General features: G+C 63.3%; 20 protein-coding genes. 12 read left to right on the top strand and 8 right to left on the bottom strand.

Going from position 1 to position 21,109, the window contains the following annotated elements; genetic code table 11:
* Positions 1-16: 16 nt before the first annotated feature.
* Complete coding sequence (locus AC1DT6_RS26895) at positions 17-658, top strand: hydrolase (protein ID WP_477115065.1); 642 nt, start codon at positions 17-19, stop codon at positions 656-658.
* A 159-nt stretch (positions 659-817) separates the two neighbouring features.
* Positions 818-1,114 (top strand): putative quinol monooxygenase, encoded by a 297-nt coding sequence (locus tag AC1DT6_RS26890; RefSeq protein ID WP_477115064.1) that lies wholly within the window; start codon positions 818-820, stop codon positions 1,112-1,114.
* 42 nt (positions 1,115-1,156) lie between these two features.
* On the opposite strand, the gene AC1DT6_RS26885 is transcribed toward AC1DT6_RS26890, so the two are convergent.
* The 7 genes from AC1DT6_RS26885 to AC1DT6_RS26855 all read right to left on the bottom strand — a co-directional run bounded on the left by AC1DT6_RS26885 (position 1,157) and on the right by AC1DT6_RS26855 (position 9,520).
* A complete protein-coding gene (locus AC1DT6_RS26885) occupies positions 1,157-2,032 on the bottom strand; it encodes an efflux RND transporter periplasmic adaptor subunit (RefSeq protein ID WP_477115074.1) in 876 nt (291 codons plus the stop codon).
* Positions 2,033-2,086: 54 nt separating this feature from the next.
* Positions 2,087-2,287, bottom strand: a complete 201-nt coding sequence (locus AC1DT6_RS26880; protein ID WP_477115063.1) for a DUF1656 domain-containing protein — start codon at positions 2,285-2,287, stop codon at positions 2,087-2,089.
* A 21-nt stretch (positions 2,288-2,308) separates the two neighbouring features.
* Entirely contained in the window at positions 2,309-3,766 is a 1,458-nt protein-coding gene (locus AC1DT6_RS26875; protein WP_477115062.1) for an efflux transporter outer membrane subunit, read from the bottom strand.
* A gap of 38 nt (positions 3,767-3,804) precedes the next feature.
* Positions 3,805-5,985, bottom strand: coding sequence for an FUSC family protein (locus AC1DT6_RS26870; protein ID WP_477115061.1), 2,181 nt, complete (start codon positions 5,983-5,985; stop codon positions 3,805-3,807).
* A gap of 165 nt (positions 5,986-6,150) precedes the next feature.
* Positions 6,151-7,620, bottom strand: coding sequence for a mechanosensitive ion channel domain-containing protein (locus AC1DT6_RS26865; RefSeq protein WP_477115060.1), 1,470 nt, complete (start codon positions 7,618-7,620; stop codon positions 6,151-6,153).
* A 92-nt stretch (positions 7,621-7,712) separates the two neighbouring features.
* Entirely contained in the window at positions 7,713-8,636 is a 924-nt protein-coding gene (locus tag AC1DT6_RS26860; protein ID WP_477115059.1) for a SphA family protein, read from the bottom strand.
* 260 nt (positions 8,637-8,896) lie between these two features.
* A complete protein-coding gene (locus AC1DT6_RS26855) occupies positions 8,897-9,520 on the bottom strand; it encodes a TetR/AcrR family transcriptional regulator (protein ID WP_477115058.1) in 624 nt (207 codons plus the stop codon).
* Positions 9,521-9,824: 304 nt separating this feature from the next.
* On the opposite strand from AC1DT6_RS26855, the gene AC1DT6_RS26850 reads away from it, so the two are divergent.
* The 4 genes from AC1DT6_RS26850 (at position 9,825) to AC1DT6_RS26835 (ending at position 13,593) form a co-directional block, all read left to right on the top strand.
* Positions 9,825-10,142: a hypothetical protein gene (locus AC1DT6_RS26850; RefSeq protein WP_477115057.1), complete on the top strand. Its 318-nt coding sequence runs from the start codon at positions 9,825-9,827 to the stop codon at positions 10,140-10,142.
* Between the two features lie 143 nt (positions 10,143-10,285).
* Complete coding sequence (locus AC1DT6_RS26845) at positions 10,286-11,086, top strand: citryl-CoA lyase (protein WP_477115056.1); 801 nt, start codon at positions 10,286-10,288, stop codon at positions 11,084-11,086.
* Positions 11,083-12,735, top strand: coding sequence for a class I adenylate-forming enzyme family protein (locus AC1DT6_RS26840; protein ID WP_477115055.1), 1,653 nt, complete (start codon positions 11,083-11,085; stop codon positions 12,733-12,735). Before AC1DT6_RS26845 ends, AC1DT6_RS26840 begins: the two co-directional genes overlap by 4 nt.
* A gap of 18 nt (positions 12,736-12,753) precedes the next feature.
* Positions 12,754-13,593 carry a dioxygenase family protein gene (locus AC1DT6_RS26835; protein ID WP_477115054.1) on the top strand — a complete coding sequence of 280 codons (840 nt, stop codon included), beginning with the start codon at positions 12,754-12,756 and terminating at the stop codon, positions 13,591-13,593.
* Between the two features lie 22 nt (positions 13,594-13,615).
* Here the strand turns inward: AC1DT6_RS26835 and AC1DT6_RS26830 are convergent, their stop codons facing one another.
* Positions 13,616-14,470, bottom strand: coding sequence for an IclR family transcriptional regulator domain-containing protein (locus AC1DT6_RS26830; RefSeq protein ID WP_477115053.1), 855 nt, complete (start codon positions 14,468-14,470; stop codon positions 13,616-13,618).
* A 56-nt stretch (positions 14,471-14,526) separates the two neighbouring features.
* Here AC1DT6_RS26830 and AC1DT6_RS26825 point away from each other — a divergent pair, with 56 nt between their 5' ends.
* The 6 genes from AC1DT6_RS26825 (at position 14,527) to AC1DT6_RS26800 (ending at position 21,042) form a co-directional block, all read left to right on the top strand.
* Positions 14,527-15,414 (top strand): LysR family transcriptional regulator, encoded by an 888-nt coding sequence (locus AC1DT6_RS26825; RefSeq protein ID WP_477115073.1) that lies wholly within the window; start codon positions 14,527-14,529, stop codon positions 15,412-15,414.
* Positions 15,415-15,547: 133 nt separating this feature from the next.
* Entirely contained in the window at positions 15,548-16,777 is a 1,230-nt protein-coding gene (locus AC1DT6_RS26820; RefSeq protein WP_477115052.1) for a CaiB/BaiF CoA transferase family protein, read from the top strand.
* 29 nt (positions 16,778-16,806) lie between these two features.
* Positions 16,807-17,751, top strand: a complete 945-nt coding sequence (locus AC1DT6_RS26815) for a hydroxymethylglutaryl-CoA lyase (RefSeq protein ID WP_477115051.1) — start codon at positions 16,807-16,809, stop codon at positions 17,749-17,751.
* 80 nt (positions 17,752-17,831) lie between these two features.
* Positions 17,832-19,247, top strand: coding sequence for a 3-isopropylmalate dehydratase large subunit (gene leuC / locus AC1DT6_RS26810; RefSeq protein WP_477115050.1), 1,416 nt, complete (start codon positions 17,832-17,834; stop codon positions 19,245-19,247).
* 14 nt (positions 19,248-19,261) lie between these two features.
* On the top strand, positions 19,262-19,900 hold the full coding sequence (gene leuD, locus AC1DT6_RS26805) for a 3-isopropylmalate dehydratase small subunit (RefSeq protein WP_477115049.1): 639 nt from the start codon (positions 19,262-19,264) through the stop codon (positions 19,898-19,900).
* 65 nt (positions 19,901-19,965) lie between these two features.
* Positions 19,966-21,042, top strand: a complete 1,077-nt coding sequence (locus tag AC1DT6_RS26800) for a Bug family tripartite tricarboxylate transporter substrate binding protein (protein ID WP_477115048.1) — start codon at positions 19,966-19,968, stop codon at positions 21,040-21,042.
* The last annotated feature ends 67 nt before the right edge of the window (positions 21,043-21,109 follow it).

Raw genomic sequence — 21,109 nt, 5'->3', positions numbered from 1 at the left:
CGCATTGGAGACTAGTATGACCAGCGAAGCGATACGCGATCCGAAGAGTGATCACCTTCTCACCCCGCAGAATTCAACCTTCATCATCATCGATTACCAGCCGGTGCAGGTTAACTCCATTGCCTCGATGGATCGTCAGCTCCTGATCGACAACATCGTAGGCACCGCGAAGATGGCAGTGGCGTACGGGTTGCCGATTGTCCATTCGACGGTGAATGTGAAGACCGGGCTGAACAAGCCGCCAATCCCGCAGATTCAGAAGGTGCTCGGCCACCTGCCGACCATCGATCGCACCTCCATCAACTCTTGGGAGGACACGGAGTTCAAGGAGGCGGTAAAGGCAACGGGGCGGAAGAAGCTGATCATGACCGCGCTGTGGACAGAGGCGTGCTTATCCTTTCCCGCACTGGATGCGCTGGAGGAGGGTTACGAAGTCTATGCGGTAGTGGACGCCGTTGGCGGAACCTCTGTTGCGGCGCATGAGGCCGCGTTGCGGCGGATCGAGCAAGCGGGCGGCCAGATGATCAGCTGGACGCAGATGCTGTGCGAACTCCAGCGCGACTGGGCCAGGTCGGATACGGTGCCTGCCTTCATGAATCTCTTCATCGAAACGGGGGGAAYGGCCGGCATCCAGTTCGCCTACGAGAAGAAGGATTAGTATCGGCCCGGTTTCGGCCGCCGTGCCTGGCGGACCGTTTCATTGGTTCAGGGTGCAGGGGGGCTTAGCGAGTTCGTGGCCCCCCTTTTGACGCGCCTGCCATGTCCCGGCCCGATAGCGGCACGGCTGCATGCTCTTGACGGCACGACGGAGGGAAAGATGGACGATTTCTTTGTATTGGTAAGCGTATATGCGAAGCCGGGGCGCGAGGCGGATCTCAGGGAGAAGCTGAAGGCTCTGGTGGAGCCATCGCGCAAGGACCGAGGCAACTTGCGCTATGAGCTATTTGAACAGCAGGATGATCCGAACCGATTCGTCTTCCTAGAGCATTGGGCGAGCGAAGAGGCCCAGGGAGAGCATCACACGCAAGCCGAACATATACGCCGGTTCGAGGAGCACAAAGGTGACTTGGTGGAGCGTGTCGAATTGTTCTACAAGCTGAAGCTCGTTTCCTAGGCATGCATGGCTTGGTATCGCGACCCTCGGAACGGGCGCGCTCTATTTTCCGCCGCCGTCGGCAACGACGGTGACGGTACACGTGGTCCCCATGGCAAGGCGGAGATCGTCAGGGGGAGCATCCAGATGGATGCGTACGGGCACGCGCTGCGCCAGCCGGATCCAGGTGAACACGGGATTCACGTCAGCCAACAGATTCGCACTGGTAGGGTTGTCGCGGTCGGCAATGCCTCGTGCAATGCTCTCCACATGTCCGCTTAACGGATCGCCACCAGATAGCAGCCTGATCTCGACTTTCGCGCCTACGCGCACCTTCGACAGTTTGGTTTCTTCGAAGTAGCCGTAAATCCAGTAGGAGTGCTTGTTGATGACGGCCATGCGAGCCGACCCGGCACTCACGTAATCGCCAGCATAGAGATTCAGGTTGGTCACGTATCCGTCTACCGGGGAACGAATCTCGCTTCTTTGCAGATTCAGCTTCGCGGTATCCCGGGCTGCCAGGCTTGCGTCGTAGTTCGCTTTCGCTTGCTTTTCCTGGGCACTGGTATCTTCCCGGCTTTCTACCGAGATGACCGAACTATCGAGGTCACGGCGCCGGATAGTCTGCTGGTGCCGCATGTCCAGCTCCGCCTTGCGGGCCTGGACCTGTGCTTCGGCCTGGGCGAGCGCCTGCCGGAAGCGTTCCTGATCGATCACGAAAAGCAGGTCGCCTTGATGCACCTCCTGGTTATCCTTCACGGGCACGCGGGAAACCAGGCCGGAGACATCCGCGGCGATATTCACCACTTCCGCGCGGACACGGCCGTCACGCGTCCATGGTGAATACATATAGTGTGTCCAGAGACTGTAGCCGAGTACGATCGCCGCAGTTGTCAATAGCAAGGTGACAAGCAGACGCAACAGGAATTGCATTTTCAATTTCATGTTCCTGAATGATTTTGATCCGATTGGCGATTGCCCAGGGCGGTAAACTCAGTCCCATAGCATCAGGCCGATGCCGCTGAACATGCACACGAACAAGGCCGCGCGAAACAGTGCGGGATGCCACACCAGGCGATAGAGACCAATGCGTGCGAACAGGTAATCGACCAGCAGGTAGAGCACCACGCAAGCCAGGAATACCGGCAACAAAGTCGGCATCAGGACGGATGACAAGGCGATTTCACGAGACATGGGGCAGTGCTCCGGCTTCGCTCATTCCTGGCTCGCAGACTTTGTCTCATCAAAGCCGCCGCCAAGGGCTTGCATGAGACGTGCCCACGCATCGAGGCGGCTGGCCTGCACCAGCGCGAGGCTTTGCTGCTGGCGCCTGAGTTCGTTCTCGGTGTTCAGTACGTTGAGATAGTCGGTGAACCCGCTGCGGTAGCCCTTCTCAGCGAGCCCGTACGCCTGCTTTGCCGACAGTAGCGCCTCCTCGATGCCGGCCTGCTGCTGTGTGAGCGACTGGAGGGAGATCACTTGATCCGCCACGCTTTGGAAGGCGGAAAGCACTGCTTTATTGTAGCTCTCGACCGCGAGGTCGTAGTTCGAGGTTGCGGCGCCATAGTTGCCCTGCCTTCTCCCACCGTCAAAGATGGGCAGCGAGAACGCGGCGCCAACGTTGTGTCCGATCGCGTCGTTGTTGATGAACGTAAAGAAGTTGCCGAAGGCCGCGGAAGCCAGGCCCAGGCTCGCCACGAGATTGATGTTCGGGTAGAAATCTGCCTTTGCCACCTTCATGCCTTGCGCTGCCGTTTCTACGCGCCAGCGTTGCGCCACGATGTCGGGCCTGTGTCCGACCAGTTCCGCCGGCAGCGTGGCTGGCACGGCAATCGGCGTTTCCAGTACCAGTTTTGGGCGCTGCAGCCGTTCCCCCGCGCCCGGGCCGTCGCCGCTGAGCACCGCAAGCTGGTTCTTGATCAGCGCGATCTCCCGTTCCGATTGTTGTAGCTGCGCAAGCAGGGCAGGGATCGGCGTGCGCGCCTGGCTCAGTTCCAGTTGGCTGGCCAGGCCGCGGCTCCCGCGCTTGCGGATGATGTCGTAGATATTGCTTTGCCGCGCAAGCATCGCCTTGTTCACATCCCAGATCGCATACTGCAGGGCCAGTTCCACATAGGCAAGAACCACGGAGGTCTCCAAGTTCAACTGCACGGCGCGGGCATCGGCGGCGGCCGCTTGCACATTGTCGATGGTGCCCTGCAGCACGGCCCGGTTCCTGCCCCAAAGGTCGAGGTCGTAGGAGAGATCGATACCTATGCGGTTGTTCCACGTGGTGTGGCCGCCAATGGGCTGCGGGGTGGACAGGCGGGGAAACCGCGTCCGGCCGAATGAACCGCCACCGGTGACGCTGGGTTCGACTGCGGCGCCGGCAATCCGGGCCTGTGCTTCGGCAAGCTGGCTTCTCGCCAGCGCGATTCGCATATCGGGACTGCCTGCGACCGCACGTTCTACCAGCGCATTCAATGCAGGGTCACCCAAGCGGTCCCACCAGGCCTGCTGCGGCCAGCCCGCGTCCTGCTGCGTTGCGTGCAAGGCGGTGCCGGCATCGACCGCGGTGGCATCGATCAGGGTGGATGACGGGGCGATGCCGCCTGTATTAGCGCAACCGGCGAGGGCGCAAGCGCAGGCACAGGCGCAAATCAGGGATCTAGCTGGCACGGCGAACACCCGCATGATTCTGTCGGTGGGAGGCCAGGGCGCGCATGCTTGCATCAGGCAGCTTCGGCACCAGTGCCCGGAAAGGCATTGACCAGGGGGAGGGCATCGTCCAGCAGCGACAGCCTGACGAAGTGCAGGAAGGCCCGGACTTGCGACGGCCGCGATCCAGGCTCGCCGCTTGCCGGATTGCTTGCCGTTCCGGCTGTCTGTTCAATGGCGCTTTCGACGGCGCGCAACGCGACCTCATGAGTCTGCGGCGAGGGTGCAAGGAATAGCGCGGAGATCGCCGCCAGCATGCTGTCTTGTTGTTTTTTCCATCTCGCTGGCATGGCCTCCCTGGCCGTCGCTTCACGAATACTGATCACGCCAAGCCCGATCTCCAGCGCGGCGAAAGACCATCCCAACAGATCCGCCTGGCTGGCGCGGCCAGTCACCGGCCGGGTGCCGGCGTACTGCACGAAATCGCGGATATTGCTCTCGAAGGTCAGGCGCAGGCCGTCGAGTGCGCCATGGCACGCCTCTCTTGCCACCAGCTTGCGCAACTGATGCAGATAGCGCTCGGCCAGCCAGTGACCGCCCTGGGGGACGATGGTCGCAAACGCGAGCGACGCTATCGCAATGCCAAGCAGCGTGGCAAGGCCTGAGTCCAGATAGCTGGTCGGGTTGTAGACGGTCGGGTTTGTCAGATTGCTGAGGAAACTGAAATAGATACCGAATCCCAACCCAATCGTCGCGGTTTTCGGAAAGGTACCGAGATAGCTGCCAGCCATGATGAACGGGGCGATCCAGACCGCGAGCAGCAGGAACCCGTCGAGGCGAGGCAGGATGAAAAAGTTGAAAAACAGGCCGGCCAGCCAGGCCGCCGCACAACCGATGAGCATCTGCCGGGCAACGGCGGTCGGCTGGGGCATGACCGAGTAGAGCGCGATGGCGATGGCAGCGGCGATGACTGCCGAGCTGCCGCCGTTCCAACCCGACGCAATCCACAGCCACGAGCATGCCAGGATGGCTATCGCTGCGCGCAGGCCGGATGCCAGGGCAAAGGCGCGATTCCCCGAGTACAAGAGTTTGTGCGGCCGTTTGCGGGGGCGCCCCGTGACGAATGTGCGGGCTGTGCGCAGGGCGATATAGTGCTCGGTATAGGAGAGCAGATCGGCCGTGGCTTCGTCGAGTGCTGTCGCACCCGCGGCAAACCGGTCCGATGCCGGCGGCGGAGCATCGGAAAGCGCCGCCGAGGCGGACGCGATGCTGCCGGGCAGCTCGGCCTTCAATGCCAGCAATCTGGCATGCAGGCCGCGTACCTCCGCCAGGCTTAGCCTGGCGCCGTCCGAGGGGGACGGCAGGATTCTGGACAGCGAGTCGAAGAGGGCATCGAGTGCGCCTCCGGCCCGATGATCTTCGGTCTTTTCGATGCGTGCGCGCAGTTGGTGAATAGTGTGAAAGCGCGCAATGGCATCGAGGAAATCGTGATTCAGGCGAACCATCAGGTCATTGTTCGCGCGCAACTCCGGATCCTCGAAGACCACCGCGCTGCGCAAGTTCTCAAGCTGGGCGCGTTCGCCCATCAGATGCAGGTGTGAAAGTCCAAGCGCGGACGGGGATTGCCTGCCGTGCAGGGCCTCGCGGATGAAGCCGACAAAGGTGGTGATATGCAGCTGGCCCGCAGCCAGCATCATCGTGGCGACCCGCTGTGGGAAGATCAGCGCGCTTACCAACCCTGCGCAAAGGATCCCGATCGATACCTCGCTAAGGCTGACAATCACGTTGTCAAAGATCGCATAGGGATTGTTGATGGACGGAACGGCGGCAATACACGTCGCGTAGCCCGCGAGTACGAATCCATACGATTGATAGTTCCGGTAGTAGGCAGCCCCGCAAACACACAGCCCGGTCCAGACGGACAAGCAGAGCAGGAATAGCACGCGTTCTTGCGGGAAGGCGAAGAACAGCAGCAGGGCGGCCAGATTGCCAACCAGCATCCCCAGGGCACGGTAGAAACCTCTTGCCAGCACCATGCCGCTATGCTGATGCATCAGCAGGATGACCGCTGAAACCATGGCAGTGCGCGGCGAGGAAAGCTCAAGCCGCATCGAGAGCCACATGGCAAGGACCACGGCAAGCGCGGTCTTGGACGCGTGCACCAGCCGTCCCCGGTCCGCCTGCCAGTATGTCCGGACGGTATTGGCGAATGATGCGCGCTCTGGCGCTAACGTGCTGCCGGATGTCTTTGCCATTGCACTTGGGTCAGAGCCTGACGAGGGTGGTAAAAGAGCGCAAACGCTGGTGTTCCCGCAGTTTCCGGACTGGTGTCATCATAGTCGAGCACGAGGTGCGCCGGCGTTCTGCTCGACCGAACACGGTGTTCTGCCGGAGAGGTCAGTGCCCCGGGGTCACGGCACCTAGTGTCCGGCAAGATGATGGAGGCTGTGCATCTTGTCCTGGAGCCATTGCAAGACGCTGGATTTGCCGGCATGGGCAGGCGGTTGCATGTTGCCGAAGGCGCTGTTCGATTCCTGCCGCTGGGAAAGCAGCTGGCACATTTGCGATCCCACTTCAGGACGGGATTGAAGTACCGGTGTGAGATCCGATTTATCGAGCCGGTAGAGGACCACGCCGGTAATTGCCTCAATGGTCACCTGCATGGCAATGCCCGCCAAAACGCCAGGCTCGCCGAACGCTTCACCCGGTCCGAGGCGGGCAGTCTCCAGGCGCTCGTTTCCGCGTGCAATTGAGACGGAGAGCACACCCGAGTCCACAAGGAGCATGTAGTCCGTGACATCGGAACTTGTCACAACCGTCTGGTGCGCCTGGTATTCATGCCGCGACAGGCGTTCGGCAAGCTGGGAGAGTTCGTCCGCGCCAAGCGCCTGGAAGATGCTCACAGTCGAAAGCAGCCGCTGGCGGCGATCGGTCGCCGGGGTGCCTGTGTTGGGGACCGCGAGCGGACGGAGATTGACGTCGACGGATGCGAGGTGCCGATGCGCGAGATCGAAGAGTTGATTCGTGGCCAGTCTCTTATTGGCGATATCCTCGACGTAGCAGGTAATTTCATATTCGATCGAGTTGGCGCCGGCCTGTTTCACCATCACCGATGGCGCGGGCTTTGCCAATGCGACTTTGCAACCTAGAACCGCGCGCTCCAGCGCTTCCACAACCACATTCGGGCGGGCTTCCGGTGTGACCTGGATGGATACGTTGACACCGTGCAGTTCCGAGGGCCGGCTGATATTGGTGATCTTGGCCCGGGCAGTCACGTTGTTGGGGATCACCACCAGATTCCCTTGGGCGCTTAGCAGATGGGTGGCGCGCCAGTTTATCTCCAGCACCTTGCCGTCCACGCCATCGATGGAGACCCAGTCGCCGAGATGGTAGGGCTGTGTGGCGTTCAGTACGAGTCCCGAGAACACATCGCTCAAGGTACTTTGGATCGCCAGGCCAACAATGATGGCCAGGGCGCCCGACGTCGCCAGCAAACCGCTCACAGGAAGCTCAAGCACGTAGGCGATGGCCGCCACGGCCGCGGCAACGAAGATCAGCGCACCCAGCACGTCCTGGAACAGGCGCTCCTGGTGCCAGGCCTTGGGCATGAAGAGCGCGTCCAGGAGAATGGTGAGGGCGCGGGCGCCGAGCAGCCACCAGATGATCTCCAGCGCCTGTCCAAGGAAATGGCGAACCGGCTGTTCAGGCGACGGTGCTGCATCGAGCGGGCTCATGCCGCCATGGAGAAGCACGGCAGTCAGCAATGCAAATATTGCCAGCCGGGCGGCAAGGCGCAGCCGCTTGTAGCCGGGTTCGATGAGGCGCCAGGCGAGAACATCGCATAGCACCAAGCCAACACCCAGGCAAAGAGGATCCAACAAATATTCCATGGCGAGACCTTGCGTACGGATGATGCCAATTCATGCAGCCATAACAAGCCGTCCCTGGAAAGTGAGGCAAGAGGCTGGCGCGGTGTTTCCAATCAGAACGGGAGCAGGTACCGCAGCACGATCTTGCTGCCCTCCGGGCGATTCCTGGCGCCCCATTCCTTATATGCATTCAAYAGGATCTGGTACGAACTTCCTTGGTATAGCACCCCCGGGCCAGCCCCGAAGAGCCGTTCCTTGGAGTCCAACTGGTACTTGCCATTGATGCGATCCTCGCTGAGTTGTTGCAGGGCATAGCCAGCGATGCCGATCCGCCATTGCTTGGAAACAGCATAGGAGCCAGAGAGGTTTAGAGACAGCGCGTCACCGGCCTGCACGGAGTCTGCGTTCAAGGCCGGGGATGGCTTGGTGTTCTTGCCGCTCCACTGGTAGTTGAGCCGGGCACTGATCTCGAACTTATCGGTGGGCATCAGCGTGAAAGCATAGTAAGGCGCGACCGTCCAGGCATGGCTTCCAGCGTTGGCGAGCGCATTGCGGTTGTACTGCCCGGTTCGCGCCGAAAAAAGCAGATCGAACCGCTGGAAGAAGGGCATGCCAAACAGCGTCTGGCCCGTCCATTGAACCAGGAAGGGGCTGAACTGGACGTCGCCGGCGGCAAAGTTGCTATCTTCGAGGCCGGGCCCGACTTTCAGGTTGGCATAGACAAGCGGAAGCAATATCTCGCCGCCAACATGTCCGCCAAGCACCGTGATATTGGGGGATATGTAGGCAATATGCGGAACGATGGCAGCTACCTCGATGCGCGGGGCCCCCGGACTGGCGTTGCCGGCGTCGTCCTTGAGGGTCGTGGCGTGGTAGTAGCTGGAGCCAACTTCAAAAAGGAAGCCCGGCCCTGCGATGCCGTCCAGAAAGCTCGTGTTGCCGAGATTCATCGGGGGCAGTGTCACAGCGTCCGCCAGGGCGGCGGATGACAAAAAGGCGCAGCAAAGCAGCGGCAGAAGCTGGCGCGTAATTTTCATATCACAACCTGTTGATGTGTGATGGCGCCCGCTTTGACGCCAAACGAGGGATAGTCGGCAGATGCTGGCCGAGAAGGGACTCTAGGCTTGCTGGAACAACGGCGACGGCTTCGCCACCGGCGATGGAGGGAGCAAGCGGCTATCGCAACCGATTGTCAGCGGAGCTAGTGAGCACAGGACGCGCGTCGAGCGCGTTGACGTTCGCAATGCGGCGCTGTGAGCTAACCAGGCCCCGGCATTCGGGAAATGCCGATCGGCAGCTATGACCTTAGGATCAAAGCAACGGCAGACAGAATGAGCGCGTCGAGTTCGCCTTCGGTGGGGCGGTAGTCAGTCGCCAGCGCGCGGTGCAATGTGCCGGCGATCACGATGCTGTGGAATGTCTGGGCGGCGATCTCAGGTGTTGCGACCAGCGTGGCCCCCGCAGCCTCATGCGTTGCCAGGAAACTGGCGATGTACGTGCAGGAAGCCTTCGGGCCGCGTGTGTACCACGCATCGCCCAGTTCAGGGAACCGGCGGGATTCGGCGATGATGAGCCGCAGGAATGCGAGGTGGCGCTCTTCCAGCAGCGACTGGAGGAAACTGTGCGCAATCTTCTGCAAGCCCTGCGCCGCGCTGCTGTGCGAGAGGTCCAGGCACTCGGTTTTCTCCAGGAATTTGTCGCAAAGCATCTCTACAACAGCGACGAATAGCCCATCCTTGCCACCAAAGTAGCTGTAGACATTGGTTTTTGAGCCGCCACACGCCTTGACAATCTCGTCGAGGCTGACGCCGTCGTAGCCGTGATCGAGAAACATGTCGGCGGCGATGGTCAGAATCAGCGCGCGCTTATCTTCCCCCCGGCGCGTCAAGCGCAGAGGCGACTTCGCGGAGGTTTTCGTCAACGTGCTCTGTTGTGGGTCCATTGAGTAGCAAGGTGGTTAAGAGGCCAAGCGCCAAAATCGCGACCTGATGTCTCAGGTCCTCTGCAGTCTATCAAATCGAAGATCCAGGGCCTTGCGGCAGTCCTGCGCCGCTCAGAGCATTCAACGATACCGAACCCTGTCTTCCAAACCGAAGAATACCATACGGTACGGTTTTGTCTATAGTGTGCTCCAAGGGCGTCACCACTCAGGTCGAAAGAGTGCATCTGGCGTGGTTCCCGTTCTCTTTTTGGTTTTCAAAGGAGCAAGTGCAATGAGAAAGGCAATGATTGGCGCGGCCGTGATGCTGGTAGCGAGTTCAGCCGCGCAGGCGACTGTGCGTTCTCCCGACGTCTTTTTGGATGGTGCGCGCAGCAGTCGGCTCGAAGCACCCCAGGTGGCAACGCAGGACTTCCCGCGGCACGGCGGACTCGTCGATGAGCAGTTCCGCAAGGTAGCGGTGCGCAAGGCCGATCCCTATACCGAAGGTGCCGCCCGCCCAGTTGATCCCTTCACGGATGGGGCCATCCGGCAAGTTGATCCGTTCACGGACGGTTCGCTGGCAAAGATCGGCAATGCGGAGCCATTCACGGACGGAGCGTGAGCGATGCCTTGGGCGAATCTGCCGGGCTATGTGCGGTTCGCCTGTCCTCGTTCAGGTGGCTTGCCAACTGCTAGATCCCGCCCTAGAATTCTTCGCATATCGCTATTATTTGCGCCTACCGCAAAAAAGAAAGAGGAGATGATATGACAATCGAGCAGATAAAGCAGGCCCCGGCTGGCCGTACGGCCATCGCCGAGGTGGATATCCACGGGGTTTCCGTGCATGGCAAGGACCTGAGCCAGGAACTCATCGGCAAGGTCGGCTTCACGGAGTACTTCCTGTTTCTCCTTACCGGGCGGATACCTGACCAAGGACTGGTGGCGGTCACTAATGCCTGTCTCGTCGCCATCGCCGAACATGGCCTGGTGCCGTCCGTGCAGGCTGCGCGAATGACTCTTGCAGCTGCCCCGGACGCGCTGCAGGGCGCGGTCGCGGCCGGCGTCCTTGGCTGCGGCTCCGTGATACTGGGTGCATCGGAAACTGCCGGCCTGATGCTCAAGGAAGTGCTGGCGGGCAGGGAGGTTGGTTCCATTGCCGAAAGCGCGCACTCGGTGGTCCGGGCCTTGCGCCAGGCGCGCAAGCCGCTGCCGGGCTTTGGTCATCCCACGCACAAGCAGGGCGACCCGCGCGCGCACCGGCTGCTGGCGTACTCGCGCGAACTAGGCCTGGCGGGCGAACACGTCGCCGCGCTGGAAGCGGTCGCCGAAGCGGTCCCGGCGCACTATGCCAAGCCATTGCCCATGAACGTGTCCGGGGCGATCCCGGCGGTTCTGCTGGATGCCGGATATCCGGCCGGCGCCTTGAAGGGGGTGCCGCTGCTGGCCCGCGTGGCAAGCCTGATCGCCCACCTGCAGGAAGAGCAACGGCAGCCTATTGGCTTCATCCTGGCCGATGCCGCCGAACACGCCATCGCTTTTGACGGCATCCCGGCGAGGGCAGCATGAGCCATCCTCATTCCGTCGGTAACCCGGCGATGATCACCCCGCTGGAGGTGCTCCGGCAGTACCGGGCGCATGACTTCACGCTCCCGGATTTTCTCGCCGCGCGGGTCGAAGCACATCCGGACAAGCCCGCCGTCCTGTTCGAAGGCGAGTCCTGGACCTATGGGCAGCTGGAAGCGCGGATTTCCCGCGCCGCGAACTGGCTGGCGCACGATATGCGTGTGCGCCCCGGCGACAGGATCGGCATCCTGTCGGCCAACCATCCCTCCACGGTGGTACTGATGTTCGCGCTGGCGCGGATCGGCGCCAGCATGGTGCCGGCGAATCCGGACTACCGGCTGGACGAGGCGCTCTACGTGCTCCGGCACGCGCAGGTCTCGGGCGTTGTGTGTTCCCCGGCCACCTTCGAAACCGCGGCGGCCGTCGTCGCCGAACTTGGCGAGAGTGTCTGGCTGCGTGCCAACGAGGCCGGCCAGCACGCGGTGCCCACGCTTGAGGAATCGATGGGCGCCGGCACGCCGGCGCAGGCACCGCCGGGCACGGGCAACGCGACCGATACCGCGCTGATTATTTACACCTCGGGCACCACCGGTTTCCCGAAAGGCGCCATGCACAGCCATCGCGGCTATGTGCTGACCGCGGAGGCATTCGTTGGCCGCCTCTACCTGCAGCCCAGCGAGCGGGTGATGTGCGTGATGCCGTTGTTCCACATCAATGCGCTGATGTACTCGGTTGGCGGCGCCTTCGCATGCGGCGGCTGCCTAGTGCTGCTGCGCAAGTTCTCCGCCTCGTCCTTCTGGCGCTTTGCCGCGGAGAGCGGCGCGACCGAGGTCAACCTCGTGGCTGCCGCCGGCAGCATCCTGGCGCGCCGGCCGCGCGAGGAGTTCGTCCCCGGCCACCGCATCACCAAGATGTTCATCGCGCCGCAGACGCACGAGATGGTCCGCGTGATGAAGAACGAGTTTCATGTGCCGCGGCTGATCGAGTGCTATGGCATGACCGAAATCCCGGGGGTGATCGCCAACCCCTTCAATGGGCCGCACAAGCTGGGGACGATGGGCCTTATCTCGCGTCATCCCGATACCAGCATCGCGGCACCCGAAGCCCGCATCGTCGACGACGAGGGAGTTGACGTGGCCCAAGGCGAGGAGGGCGAGTTGCTGATCCGCACGCCCACCTTGATGCAGGGCTACTTTCGAGACGCCACACAGACCGAAGCCGCGTTCAAGGCCGGCTGGTTCGCCACTGGCGACCTGGTGCGCCAGGACGCCGACGGCTACTACGTCTTCGTCGCCCGCAAGAAGGACGTCATCCGGCGCAAGGGCGAAAACGTGTCCGGCGCCGAACTCGACCGCATTTTCGGCGAGCATCCCGCGGTCGAAGAAGCCGCGGCCGTCGGCGTGCCGGCCGAGCTTGGCGAAGAAGAAATCATGCTGGCAGTGCAGCTCAGGAAGGGCCAGACGGTCAATCCGGCAGCCCTGGTTGCCTGGGCCAAAGACCGGCTTGCCGCGCACAAGCTGCCGCGCTTCGTGGTGCTGGTCGACGCCATTCCCCACACGCCCACGCATAAGCCGGCCAAGCACAAGCTGAAGGCGGATTCGACCCTGCTTGCGCGAGCCGTCGACCTGGCCGGCGGCGCCGCAACCCGATAAACCGAGACGGAGACAACCATGAACATGCAAGACAATCCCACCCTGCAACGGGCAATCGGCGCGATGTGCGAAGGTGCCGCAGGTTCCGATCCGGCGCTTCAGGCTCGCTTCGCGGTGGCGCTTCGCCACTTTCACGCCATGCTGGACGAATTGCGCCTGACGGACCAGGAGCTCTATCGCATCGTGGGCTGGCTGGGCAAGGTGGCGGCTCAGGATGAACTCATCATGCTTTGCGACATGATGGGCATGACCATGCGGGCGCTCGATCTGGCACGCTCCGACGATCAGGCCACGCCGCAGAACGTGACCGGCCCCTTCCCGAAGGATGGCATCGCCGAAGGCCCCAATCCTTGTTCGCTGGCGACGGACGAAGAGCCCGGCCAGCGTCTCGAGCTAAGGGGGCAGGTGCGCGACGCGGTGACCGGCCGCTCCATCGCGGGGGCGCAACTCATCGTGTGGCAGCCGAACCAGTTCGGCCGCTATGAAAACGAGGACGATTCCCAGTCGGCAGACAACCTGCGCGGCAAGCTGCGCTGCAACGCGGATGGCGGTTTCAGCATTCTCACGGTGCGGCCAGGCGGCTACATCATCGGCCGCGAAGACACCGAAGTCGGCGTGCTGATGAAGCGGCTCGGCCGCAACCGCCAGCGCGCTCCGCACATCCACTATCGCGTGGTACATCCCGGCTATCGGATGCTTACCTCGCAGGTCTATTTCGCCGGCGATCCCGCCAATCCGGTCGACTGCATCTTCTCGACCATCGACGACCACATCGTGGCAGTGCGCCCGCACCCCGAGCGCGACAACTACCAACTGGTGGAGCTCGATATCGCCATGGAGCCCGAGGCGGCAAGCTAGGCGCGTGCCGGTGTTGCCCGGCTCAGGACGCCGCCGAAATGGAGTGCGCGAGGGCGGGCGCTCGCTGTATCGCCGCCTCGATCGAGGCGGCGGCCTCGCGCAGCGCGGGCAAGCGGGTGGAGAGCAGTTCCTCCATGCTGGTCCGTTCGGCTTCGGTCGAGCAATTGATGGCGGCGATCACCCGCTGCTGCGGGTCGCGCACCGGTACCGCGATCGACAGCACGCCGATTTCCAGCTGGCTGTCCTGTGCCGCGTAACCCTGCTCCAGTGCCTTGGCCAGCGCCGCCCGCAGATCGTCCGCTTCGCTCAGCGTCATCGGGGTGTACTTCTGGAACGGCGCCTTGGCGAGGACGGCGTTCTGCTGCCGCTTCGGCGCGTGCGCAAGCAGCAGCCGCCCGAGCGAGGTGCAGTGGACCGGCAGGCGGTAGCCAACCGAGGCGCGATACGCGATGCGGCGGCTGCTTGGCACGTGCGCAAGATAGACCACGCTGTCGCCGTCGAGGATGGCCAGCGAGACCGAATCGCGAAAGCGCTCGGCCACCTCTTGCAGGAAGGGCTGCACGATGTCGCGCAGGTTCATGGAGCGGAGGAAGGCCGCCCCAAGCGACAGCACCTTGGGCAAGAGCAGGAATCGACGCCCGTTCGCGCCGATGTAACCGAGCGATTGCAGCGTCAGCAGCGCGCGGCGTGCGGTGGCGGGGCTCATTCCCGTGGCCTGGGCGACTTCGCTCAGCGTCATTTCGGGTTCGCTGTCGGTGAACGCCTGAATGACCGCAAGGCCTCGCGCCAGGGCCGCGACATAGTCGCGGTGGCCTTCTTCCAGTTTGGGCTGCGCGTCCTCGTCGGCCGCGGCAGTGGGTTTGGCGATTGGTTTCATGCGCGTATTTTAGCCACAAGACAGCCGCCATCGGCATTCCGGAGTACAAGATCATGGTGAGGCTCGATCCAACGTCATTGCGGCTCTTCGTCGGTATCCTCGAAGAGGGCTCCATCTCGGCTGCCGCCGAACGCGCGCATCTTGCCGCGGCGGCGGTAAGCAAGCGCGTCAGCGAGCTGGAGCACTGTCTGGGAACGGCGTTGCTCGTGCGCAGCAACAAGGGGGTGCGCCCGACGGCAGCGGGGGTGGAGCTGATGCACCTGGCGCGTGGCGTCCTGCACGACCTCGACGATATTGCCGTTCGCATGCGCGACTATGCCGGGGGCCTGCGGGGGCGAGCCAGGGTATTCGCCAATATCTCCACCATCACGCAGTTCCTGCCGGCGCAACTCAAATCCTTCCTGGCGGCCTATCCGCTGATCGACGTGCACCTGGAGGAGCGCATCAGTTCCGCGATTGTGCGGGCCGTGGCGGAGAACGCCGCCGATATCGGCATCTTTACCGCCGGGGCGGCGGGGGCGGAGCTGGAGACCTTTCCCTACCGGCGCGACGAACTGGTGTTGATCGTGCCGCAAGGGCACGCGCTTGCCGGCCGGCAGTCGGTGGCGATACGCGAGACGCTGGATTACGACCACGTGAGCCTGCACGCGGGCAGCCATATCAACCTGCAGCTGATCAAGGCCGCCAGCGAGGCGGGAAGGGCGCTCAAGCCGCGTATTCACGTGCCGGGCTACGACGCCCTGTGCCTGATGGTGCAGGCCGGCCTGGGCCTGGGCATCCTGCCCAAATGCAGCGCCGCGCCATACCAGCACACGCTTGGCATCCACACCATCAGGCTGGACGAACCGTGGGCGGAGCGCCAGCTTGTGATCGGGGTACGCGCGTACCAGGGCTTGTCCGTGGTGGCGAGGCTGCTGGTCGACCACCTTCGCGAGGCGCCGTAGCCGTGCCGGCCCTGCCATCGCGTTTTGCGATGGCGCGCTCGCCAATGGTTGCTTTACGGCTCGCGCGACTTCTTTCAACCTTCAGTACCGCAAGCCACCAGGCAATAGTGGCAGACAGGAGTTCGATACAGCCATGGCCGAAGCCAACAACGACGACAAAGACAACGTCAACGACAAATCCTCCCTCCGGGGCATCCGGGTCATTGAACTCGGTTCGCTGATCGCCGGACCATACGCGGGCAGCCTGCTGGCCCAGTTCGGTGCCGACGTGCTGAAGATCGAGCCGCCTGAGGAGGGCGATCCGCTGCGCAAATGGCGCAAGCTGTACGAGGGCACCTCCCTGTGGTGGTACAGCCAGAGCCGCAACAAGAAATCGGTGACGCTGGACCTGCGCTCGCCCGCAGGCCAGGACATCGTGCGCAAGCTGGTCGCCAGTGCCGATATCGTGATCGAGAACTTCCGGCCGGGGACGCTCGAAAAATGGGGCCTCGGCTGGGAAGACCTGCGCCAGGTGAATCCGGCGCTGATCATGGTCAGGATTTCCGGGTACGGTCAGACTGGTCCCTACAAGGACCGGCCGGGCTTTGCCGCCATCGCGGAATCGATGGGCGGGCTGCGCTACGTCTCGGGCTATCCGGACCGGCCGCCGGTCCGCTCGGGCGTGAGCATCGGCGATACGCTGGCCTCGCTCTACGGCGTGATCGGCGCGCTGCTGGCCATGCATCACTTGCGCGCCAACGGCGGCGAAGGCCAGTTTATCGACGTGGCGCTCTACGAATCGGTCTTCGCCGTGATGGAGAGCCTGGTTCCCGAATACTCGATGCTCAAGCATGTGCGGGAGAGATCGGGCGCCAGCCTGCCGGGCATCTCGCCTTCCAATACCTATCCCTGCAAGGACGGCCACTACGTCATCATTGCCGGCAATGGCGACGCCATCTTCAAGCGCTTCATGACGGCCATCGGCCGCGGCGATCTCGGCGAGGACCCGCGCCTTGCCCATAACGACGGCCGGGTCGCGCATAACGCGATGCTCGACGAGGCCATCGCCGAGTGGACATCCTCGCATGACCTGGAAACGGTGCTCGCCACGCTGGGCGCCGCGGCCGTTCCCTGCGGCAAGATCTACACGGCCGCCGAAATCTGCACCGATGAGCACTATCGCGCCCGCGACATGATCGAGACCCACATCCTGCCGGACGGCGTGCCAGTGGAAATGGCGGGAATCGTGCCCAAGCTCAGCGAGACTCCGGGCAAGACTCAGTGGCTCGGTCCCGCGCTGGGTGCCCACACGAAGGAGGTGCTGGCATCGCTCGGCATCTCCGGCGCCGAATTCCAGGCATTGCGCGACGCCGGCGTGGTCTGAACCGCCAGCCGGCACGACAGGAGAAAGTCATGTGGTTTTCAAACGCCCCGCAGCGGGTATTCATCAACGAGGTTTCGGTACGGGACGGCTTCCAGATCGAGCCAGAGTTTATTCCGACCGGGCAGAAGATCGATCTGATCGACCGGCTATCGGCAACGGGACTGGCCAAGATCGAGATCACTTCCTTCGTCTCGCCCAAGGCCATTCCGAATCTGCGCGATGCCGAAGCGGTCGCCAGGGGGATCCGGCGCCATCCGGATGTCACCTACGCGGCGCTGGTGCCGAACGCGCGCGGCTGCGAACGGGCGCTGACTTGCGGCATGGACGAGATCAATCTGGTCATGTCGGCAAGCGAGACGCATAACCTGGCCAATATGCGCATGACCTGCGCGCAGTCGATCGAGCAGTTTCGCGGTGTGATGCAACTGGCGCAGGGAGCGGCGCTGCGGGTCAGCGGCTGCATCGCGACGGCCTTCGGCTGCCCGTTCGAAGGCGACATCGCGCCCGAGCGGGTGAAATGGGCTGCCGAGCAGTACCTCGGCATGGGCATGCACAGCATCACGCTGGCGGATACCACCGGCATGGCCGATCCTCGCCAGGTGGGCGCACTGGTGGCGGCCTTCCGCGCATGGTTCCCCGGCGTGCCCTTGACCTTGCACTTCCACAACACGCGCGGCATGGGACTGAGCAACGTGCTGGCGGGACTGGCGGCGGGGGTGACCAGCTTCGACGCGTCGCTGGGCGGGCTGGGCGGCTGCCCGTTCGCGCCGGGCGCCACCGGCAACATCTGCACCGAAGACCTGGTGCACATGCTGGAGTCGTCCGGCGTTGACACCGGGGTCGACCTGGACCGGTTGCTCGGTGTGGCGCTCGGCCTGCCGGCCCTGGTCGGGCACGACATTTCCGGGCAGGTCGTCAAGGCCGGCAAGCGCACCGACCTCCATCCCAGGCCGGCCTGGCTGGAAACACGATAGGCCGGCAGCGCAATCCAGCATCCCTTGGCAAGGCCCGCGCGCGATCTGCGCCTGCGCGGGGTATTACGGAGACCAACATCATGCTTGAAGTCAGCCAACCGGCCAGCCTGCTCGACAAGCTCTGGGCCAGCCACGTCATCCACGAGGAAGCCGACGGGCCCTCGCTGATCTATATCGACCGGCACCTGGTGAACGAGGTGACCAGTCCCCAGGCCTTCGAAGGCCTGCGCCTGAACGGGCGCAAGCTCTGGCGCGCCGCTTCGGTGCTTGCCACGGCCGACCACAATGTGCCGACCACCGCGCGCGCGCAGGGCATCACCGATCCTGTGAGCCGCGCCCAGGTGGAGGCGCTGGACCAGAACTGCGCCGACCACGGCATTGTCAACTTCGGCATGGATGATCCGCGCCAGGGCATCCTGCACGTGGTCGGGCCAGAGCGCGGGGCCACGCTGCCCGGCATGACCATCGCCTGCGGCGATTCGCACACATCCACGCACGGCGCATTCGCTGCGTTCGCCTTTGGTATCGGGACCTCGGAGGTCGAGCAGGTGCTGGGCGCGCAATGCCTGTGGATGACCAAGCCGAAATCGATGCTGGTCAGGGTGGAAGGCGAGCTGTCGCCGGGTGTTTCCGCCAAGGATATCGCGCTCAGCCTGATTGGCCGGATCGGTACCGCCGGCGCGACCGGGCATGTGATCGAGTTCGCCGGCAGCACCATCCGCGGCCTGAGCATGGAAGCACGCATGACGGTCTGCAACATGGCGATCGAGGCGGGGGCGCGGGCCGGCATGGTGGCGGTCGACGAGACCACGCTGTCCTATCTCCGGGGCCGTCCGCTCGCGCCTGAAGGCCAGGCGTGGGAGACCGCCAGCGCGTTCTGGCGCAACTTGCGCAGCGACCCGCACGCGGTTTTCGATGCCATCGTGGAGATCGATGCGGCATCGGTCCGCCCGCATGTGACCTGGGGCACCTCGCCGGAAATGGTGGTGGCCATCGGCGAGCGTGTACCCGATCCCCAGTGGGAGCGCGATCCGGTCAAGCGCAAGAGCATGGAACGGGCGCTCGACTATATGGGCTTGCAGCCGGATACGCCGCTGGAGTCCATCCCGCTGGACAAGATCTTCATCGGCTCGTGCACCAACGCCCGCCTTGAGGATCTTCGCGCGGCAGCGCAAGTGCTGCGCGGCCGGCACATCGCCCCGAGCATCCGCCTGGCCCTGGCGGTGCCCGGTTCCGGGCTGGTGAAGTCGCAGGCGGAGGCCGAAGGGCTGGACCAGGTCTTTATCGCGGCCGGCTTTGAATGGCGGGAGCCGGGGTGTTCCATGTGCCTGGGCATGAACGACGACAGGCTGGCGGCCGGCGAGCGATGCGCGTCTACCTCGAACCGCAATTTCGAGGGCCGGCAGGGACCAGGAGGGCGAACCCACCTGGTGAGCCCGCAGATGGCGGCCGCGGCGGCGGTGGCGGGCCATTTCGTCGACATTCGCGCGCTTTGACAGAGGAGGTAACGATGAGAGCCTTTACCACGCTGGACGGACTGGTGGCGCCGCTGGACCGCGCCAACGTCGATACCGACGCCATGCTTCCCAAGCAGTTCCTGAAATCCATCAAGCGCAGCGGATTCGGTCCCTACCTGTTCGATGAATGGCGCTACCTGGATCACGGCGAGCCGGGACAGGACTGTAGCAGCCGTCCGCTGAACCCGGACTTTGTGCTCAACCAGCCGCGCTATCGGAGTGCGTCGGTCATGCTGGCGCGCGAGAACTTCGGTTGCGGCTCGTCCCGTGAACACGCGCCGTGGGCACTCGAAGACTTCGGCATGCGCGCCCTGATCGCGCCCGGTTTCGCCGACATCTTTTACAACAACTGCATGAAGAACGGTTTGCTGCCGATCGTCGTCGATGCGGCCGTTGTCGACCGGCTGTTTGCCGAGGTCGCGGCGACGCCCGGCTACCGCCTGCAAATCGACCTCGCCGGGCAGACCGTGACGACGCCGTCCGGCGAAGCGATTGGCTTTTCGCTCGATCCGTTCAAGAAGTACTGCCTGCTGAACGGGCTCGACGATATCGCGCTGGCCCTGCGCCATACCGTAAAAATCCGCGGCTATGAACAAGAACGGGCACGGCGGGAGCCCTGGTTGTTTGCCTGAATGAAAGCCAGCCGGCGAGCTGGATTCCAATACTGAATTCCAATACTGAAATGGATGGAGACACTATGCTTTGGCAAGACCACAAGCGGCAACCTGGCCGCGAAAATTCCCCTGCGCGCGGGAACAAGGATGCAAGGGCGGACGCAAAGACCAGCGGGCTTTCCCGCCACTGCAGGCACACGGGCCTGGCGGCCCTTGCCCTCGCATGGCTGACCGGGGCGGGCACGGCGTGGGCGCAGTCCTATCCCGCCCAGCCCATCAGGCTGGTGGTGCCGTACGCGCCCGGCGGCACCACCGACATCATCGCCAGGCAACTGGCCTATCGCATGTCAGAAAAGCTGGGCCAGCAAGTCGTGGTCGAAAACAAGAGCGGCGGCAACACCGTGATCGGCGCGGAAGCCGTGGCCAAGGCGCAACCCGATGGCTATACGCTGCTGCTGACGAATGACGCCACCTTTGTGCTGAACCCGGTGGTACTGCCCTCGCTTTCCTACAACGTATCGCGGGATTTCGCGCCGGTGGCCGCCATTGGCTATGTGCCCCTCGTCATGGCCGTGTCGGGCAGCTTGCCGGTCAATAGTCTCAAAGAACTGGCGGCCTACGCAAAGAGCCGGCCGGGCACGCTCAGCTACGGCTCGTTCGGTAACGGCAGCCAGCCGCACCTGATGGGGGAACTGTTCAACAAGCTGGCCGGCACCGATCTGGTCCACGTGCCCTACAAGGGCTCCGCGCCGGCGGTCAGCGATGTCGTGGGCGGCCAGATCCTCCTGACGTTCCCGGCGCTGCCTACCATCCAGAGCTTCGTCGGCGCGCGCAAGATCAAAGTGCTGGCGGTGAGCGGCGAGAAGCGGACCCGGGCCCTGCCGGATGTCCCCACATTTACGGAGGCCGGCTTCAAGGAGATGAATATCTCCGCCGTCTACGGCGTGCTTGCCCCAGCAAAAGTGCCCAGGCAGGTGGTGACCAAGCTGAACACCACCATTGTCGAGATCCTCAATGAGCGGGACTTCGTCGAGAAGAACTTCGCCGCGCAGGGGATGGTGCCGATGAAGTTCAGCCCGGAGCAGTTCTCGCGCTATATCGAAGAGCAGACGCAGCAGACCAGGAAGATCGTGGCGCTCTCCGGGGCGAAGGTCGACTAGCTGGCCGGTCTATAAGCGGCACATGGCCGCCGCGCCCTCGATCACTCTCTTTGCATAGGTAATAGGG

It is taken from the genome of Cupriavidus sp. 01L45 (assembly GCF_056399885.1).
The sequence above is the reverse complement of the archived record's forward strand: the minus strand, read 5'-3'. Positions and strand labels throughout refer to the sequence as shown.

Bases quoted from the DNA above. Each gene is read 5' to 3' on its own strand.
- AC1DT6_RS26880 (WP_477115063.1), bottom strand. From the start codon at position 2,287: ATGTCTCGTGAAATCGCCTTGTCATCCGTCCTGATGCCGACTTTGTTG.
- AC1DT6_RS26835 (WP_477115054.1), top strand. From the start codon at position 12,754: ATGAACATGCAAGACAATCCCACCCTGCAACGGGCAATCGGCGCGATG.
- AC1DT6_RS26875 (WP_477115062.1), bottom strand. From the start codon at position 3,766: ATGCGGGTGTTCGCCGTGCCAGCTAGATCCCTGATTTGCGCCTGTGCC.
- AC1DT6_RS26815 (WP_477115051.1), top strand. From the start codon at position 16,807: ATGTGGTTTTCAAACGCCCCGCAGCGGGTATTCATCAACGAGGTTTCG.
- leuD (WP_477115049.1), top strand. From the start codon at position 19,262: ATGAGAGCCTTTACCACGCTGGACGGACTGGTGGCGCCGCTGGACCGC.
- AC1DT6_RS26820 (WP_477115052.1), top strand. From the start codon at position 15,548: ATGGCCGAAGCCAACAACGACGACAAAGACAACGTCAACGACAAATCC.
- AC1DT6_RS26870 (WP_477115061.1), bottom strand. From the start codon at position 5,985: ATGGCAAAGACATCCGGCAGCACGTTAGCGCCAGAGCGCGCATCATTC.
- AC1DT6_RS26800 (WP_477115048.1), top strand. From the start codon at position 19,966: ATGCTTTGGCAAGACCACAAGCGGCAACCTGGCCGCGAAAATTCCCCT.
- AC1DT6_RS26890 (WP_477115064.1), top strand. From the start codon at position 818: ATGGACGATTTCTTTGTATTGGTAAGCGTATATGCGAAGCCGGGGCGC.
- AC1DT6_RS26865 (WP_477115060.1), bottom strand. From the start codon at position 7,620: ATGGAATATTTGTTGGATCCTCTTTGCCTGGGTGTTGGCTTGGTGCTA.
- leuC (WP_477115050.1), top strand. From the start codon at position 17,832: ATGCTTGAAGTCAGCCAACCGGCCAGCCTGCTCGACAAGCTCTGGGCC.
- AC1DT6_RS26845 (WP_477115056.1), top strand. From the start codon at position 10,286: ATGACAATCGAGCAGATAAAGCAGGCCCCGGCTGGCCGTACGGCCATC.
- AC1DT6_RS26850 (WP_477115057.1), top strand. From the start codon at position 9,825: ATGATTGGCGCGGCCGTGATGCTGGTAGCGAGTTCAGCCGCGCAGGCG.
- AC1DT6_RS26830 (WP_477115053.1), bottom strand. From the start codon at position 14,470: ATGAAACCAATCGCCAAACCCACTGCCGCGGCCGACGAGGACGCGCAG.
- AC1DT6_RS26840 (WP_477115055.1), top strand. From the start codon at position 11,083: ATGAGCCATCCTCATTCCGTCGGTAACCCGGCGATGATCACCCCGCTG.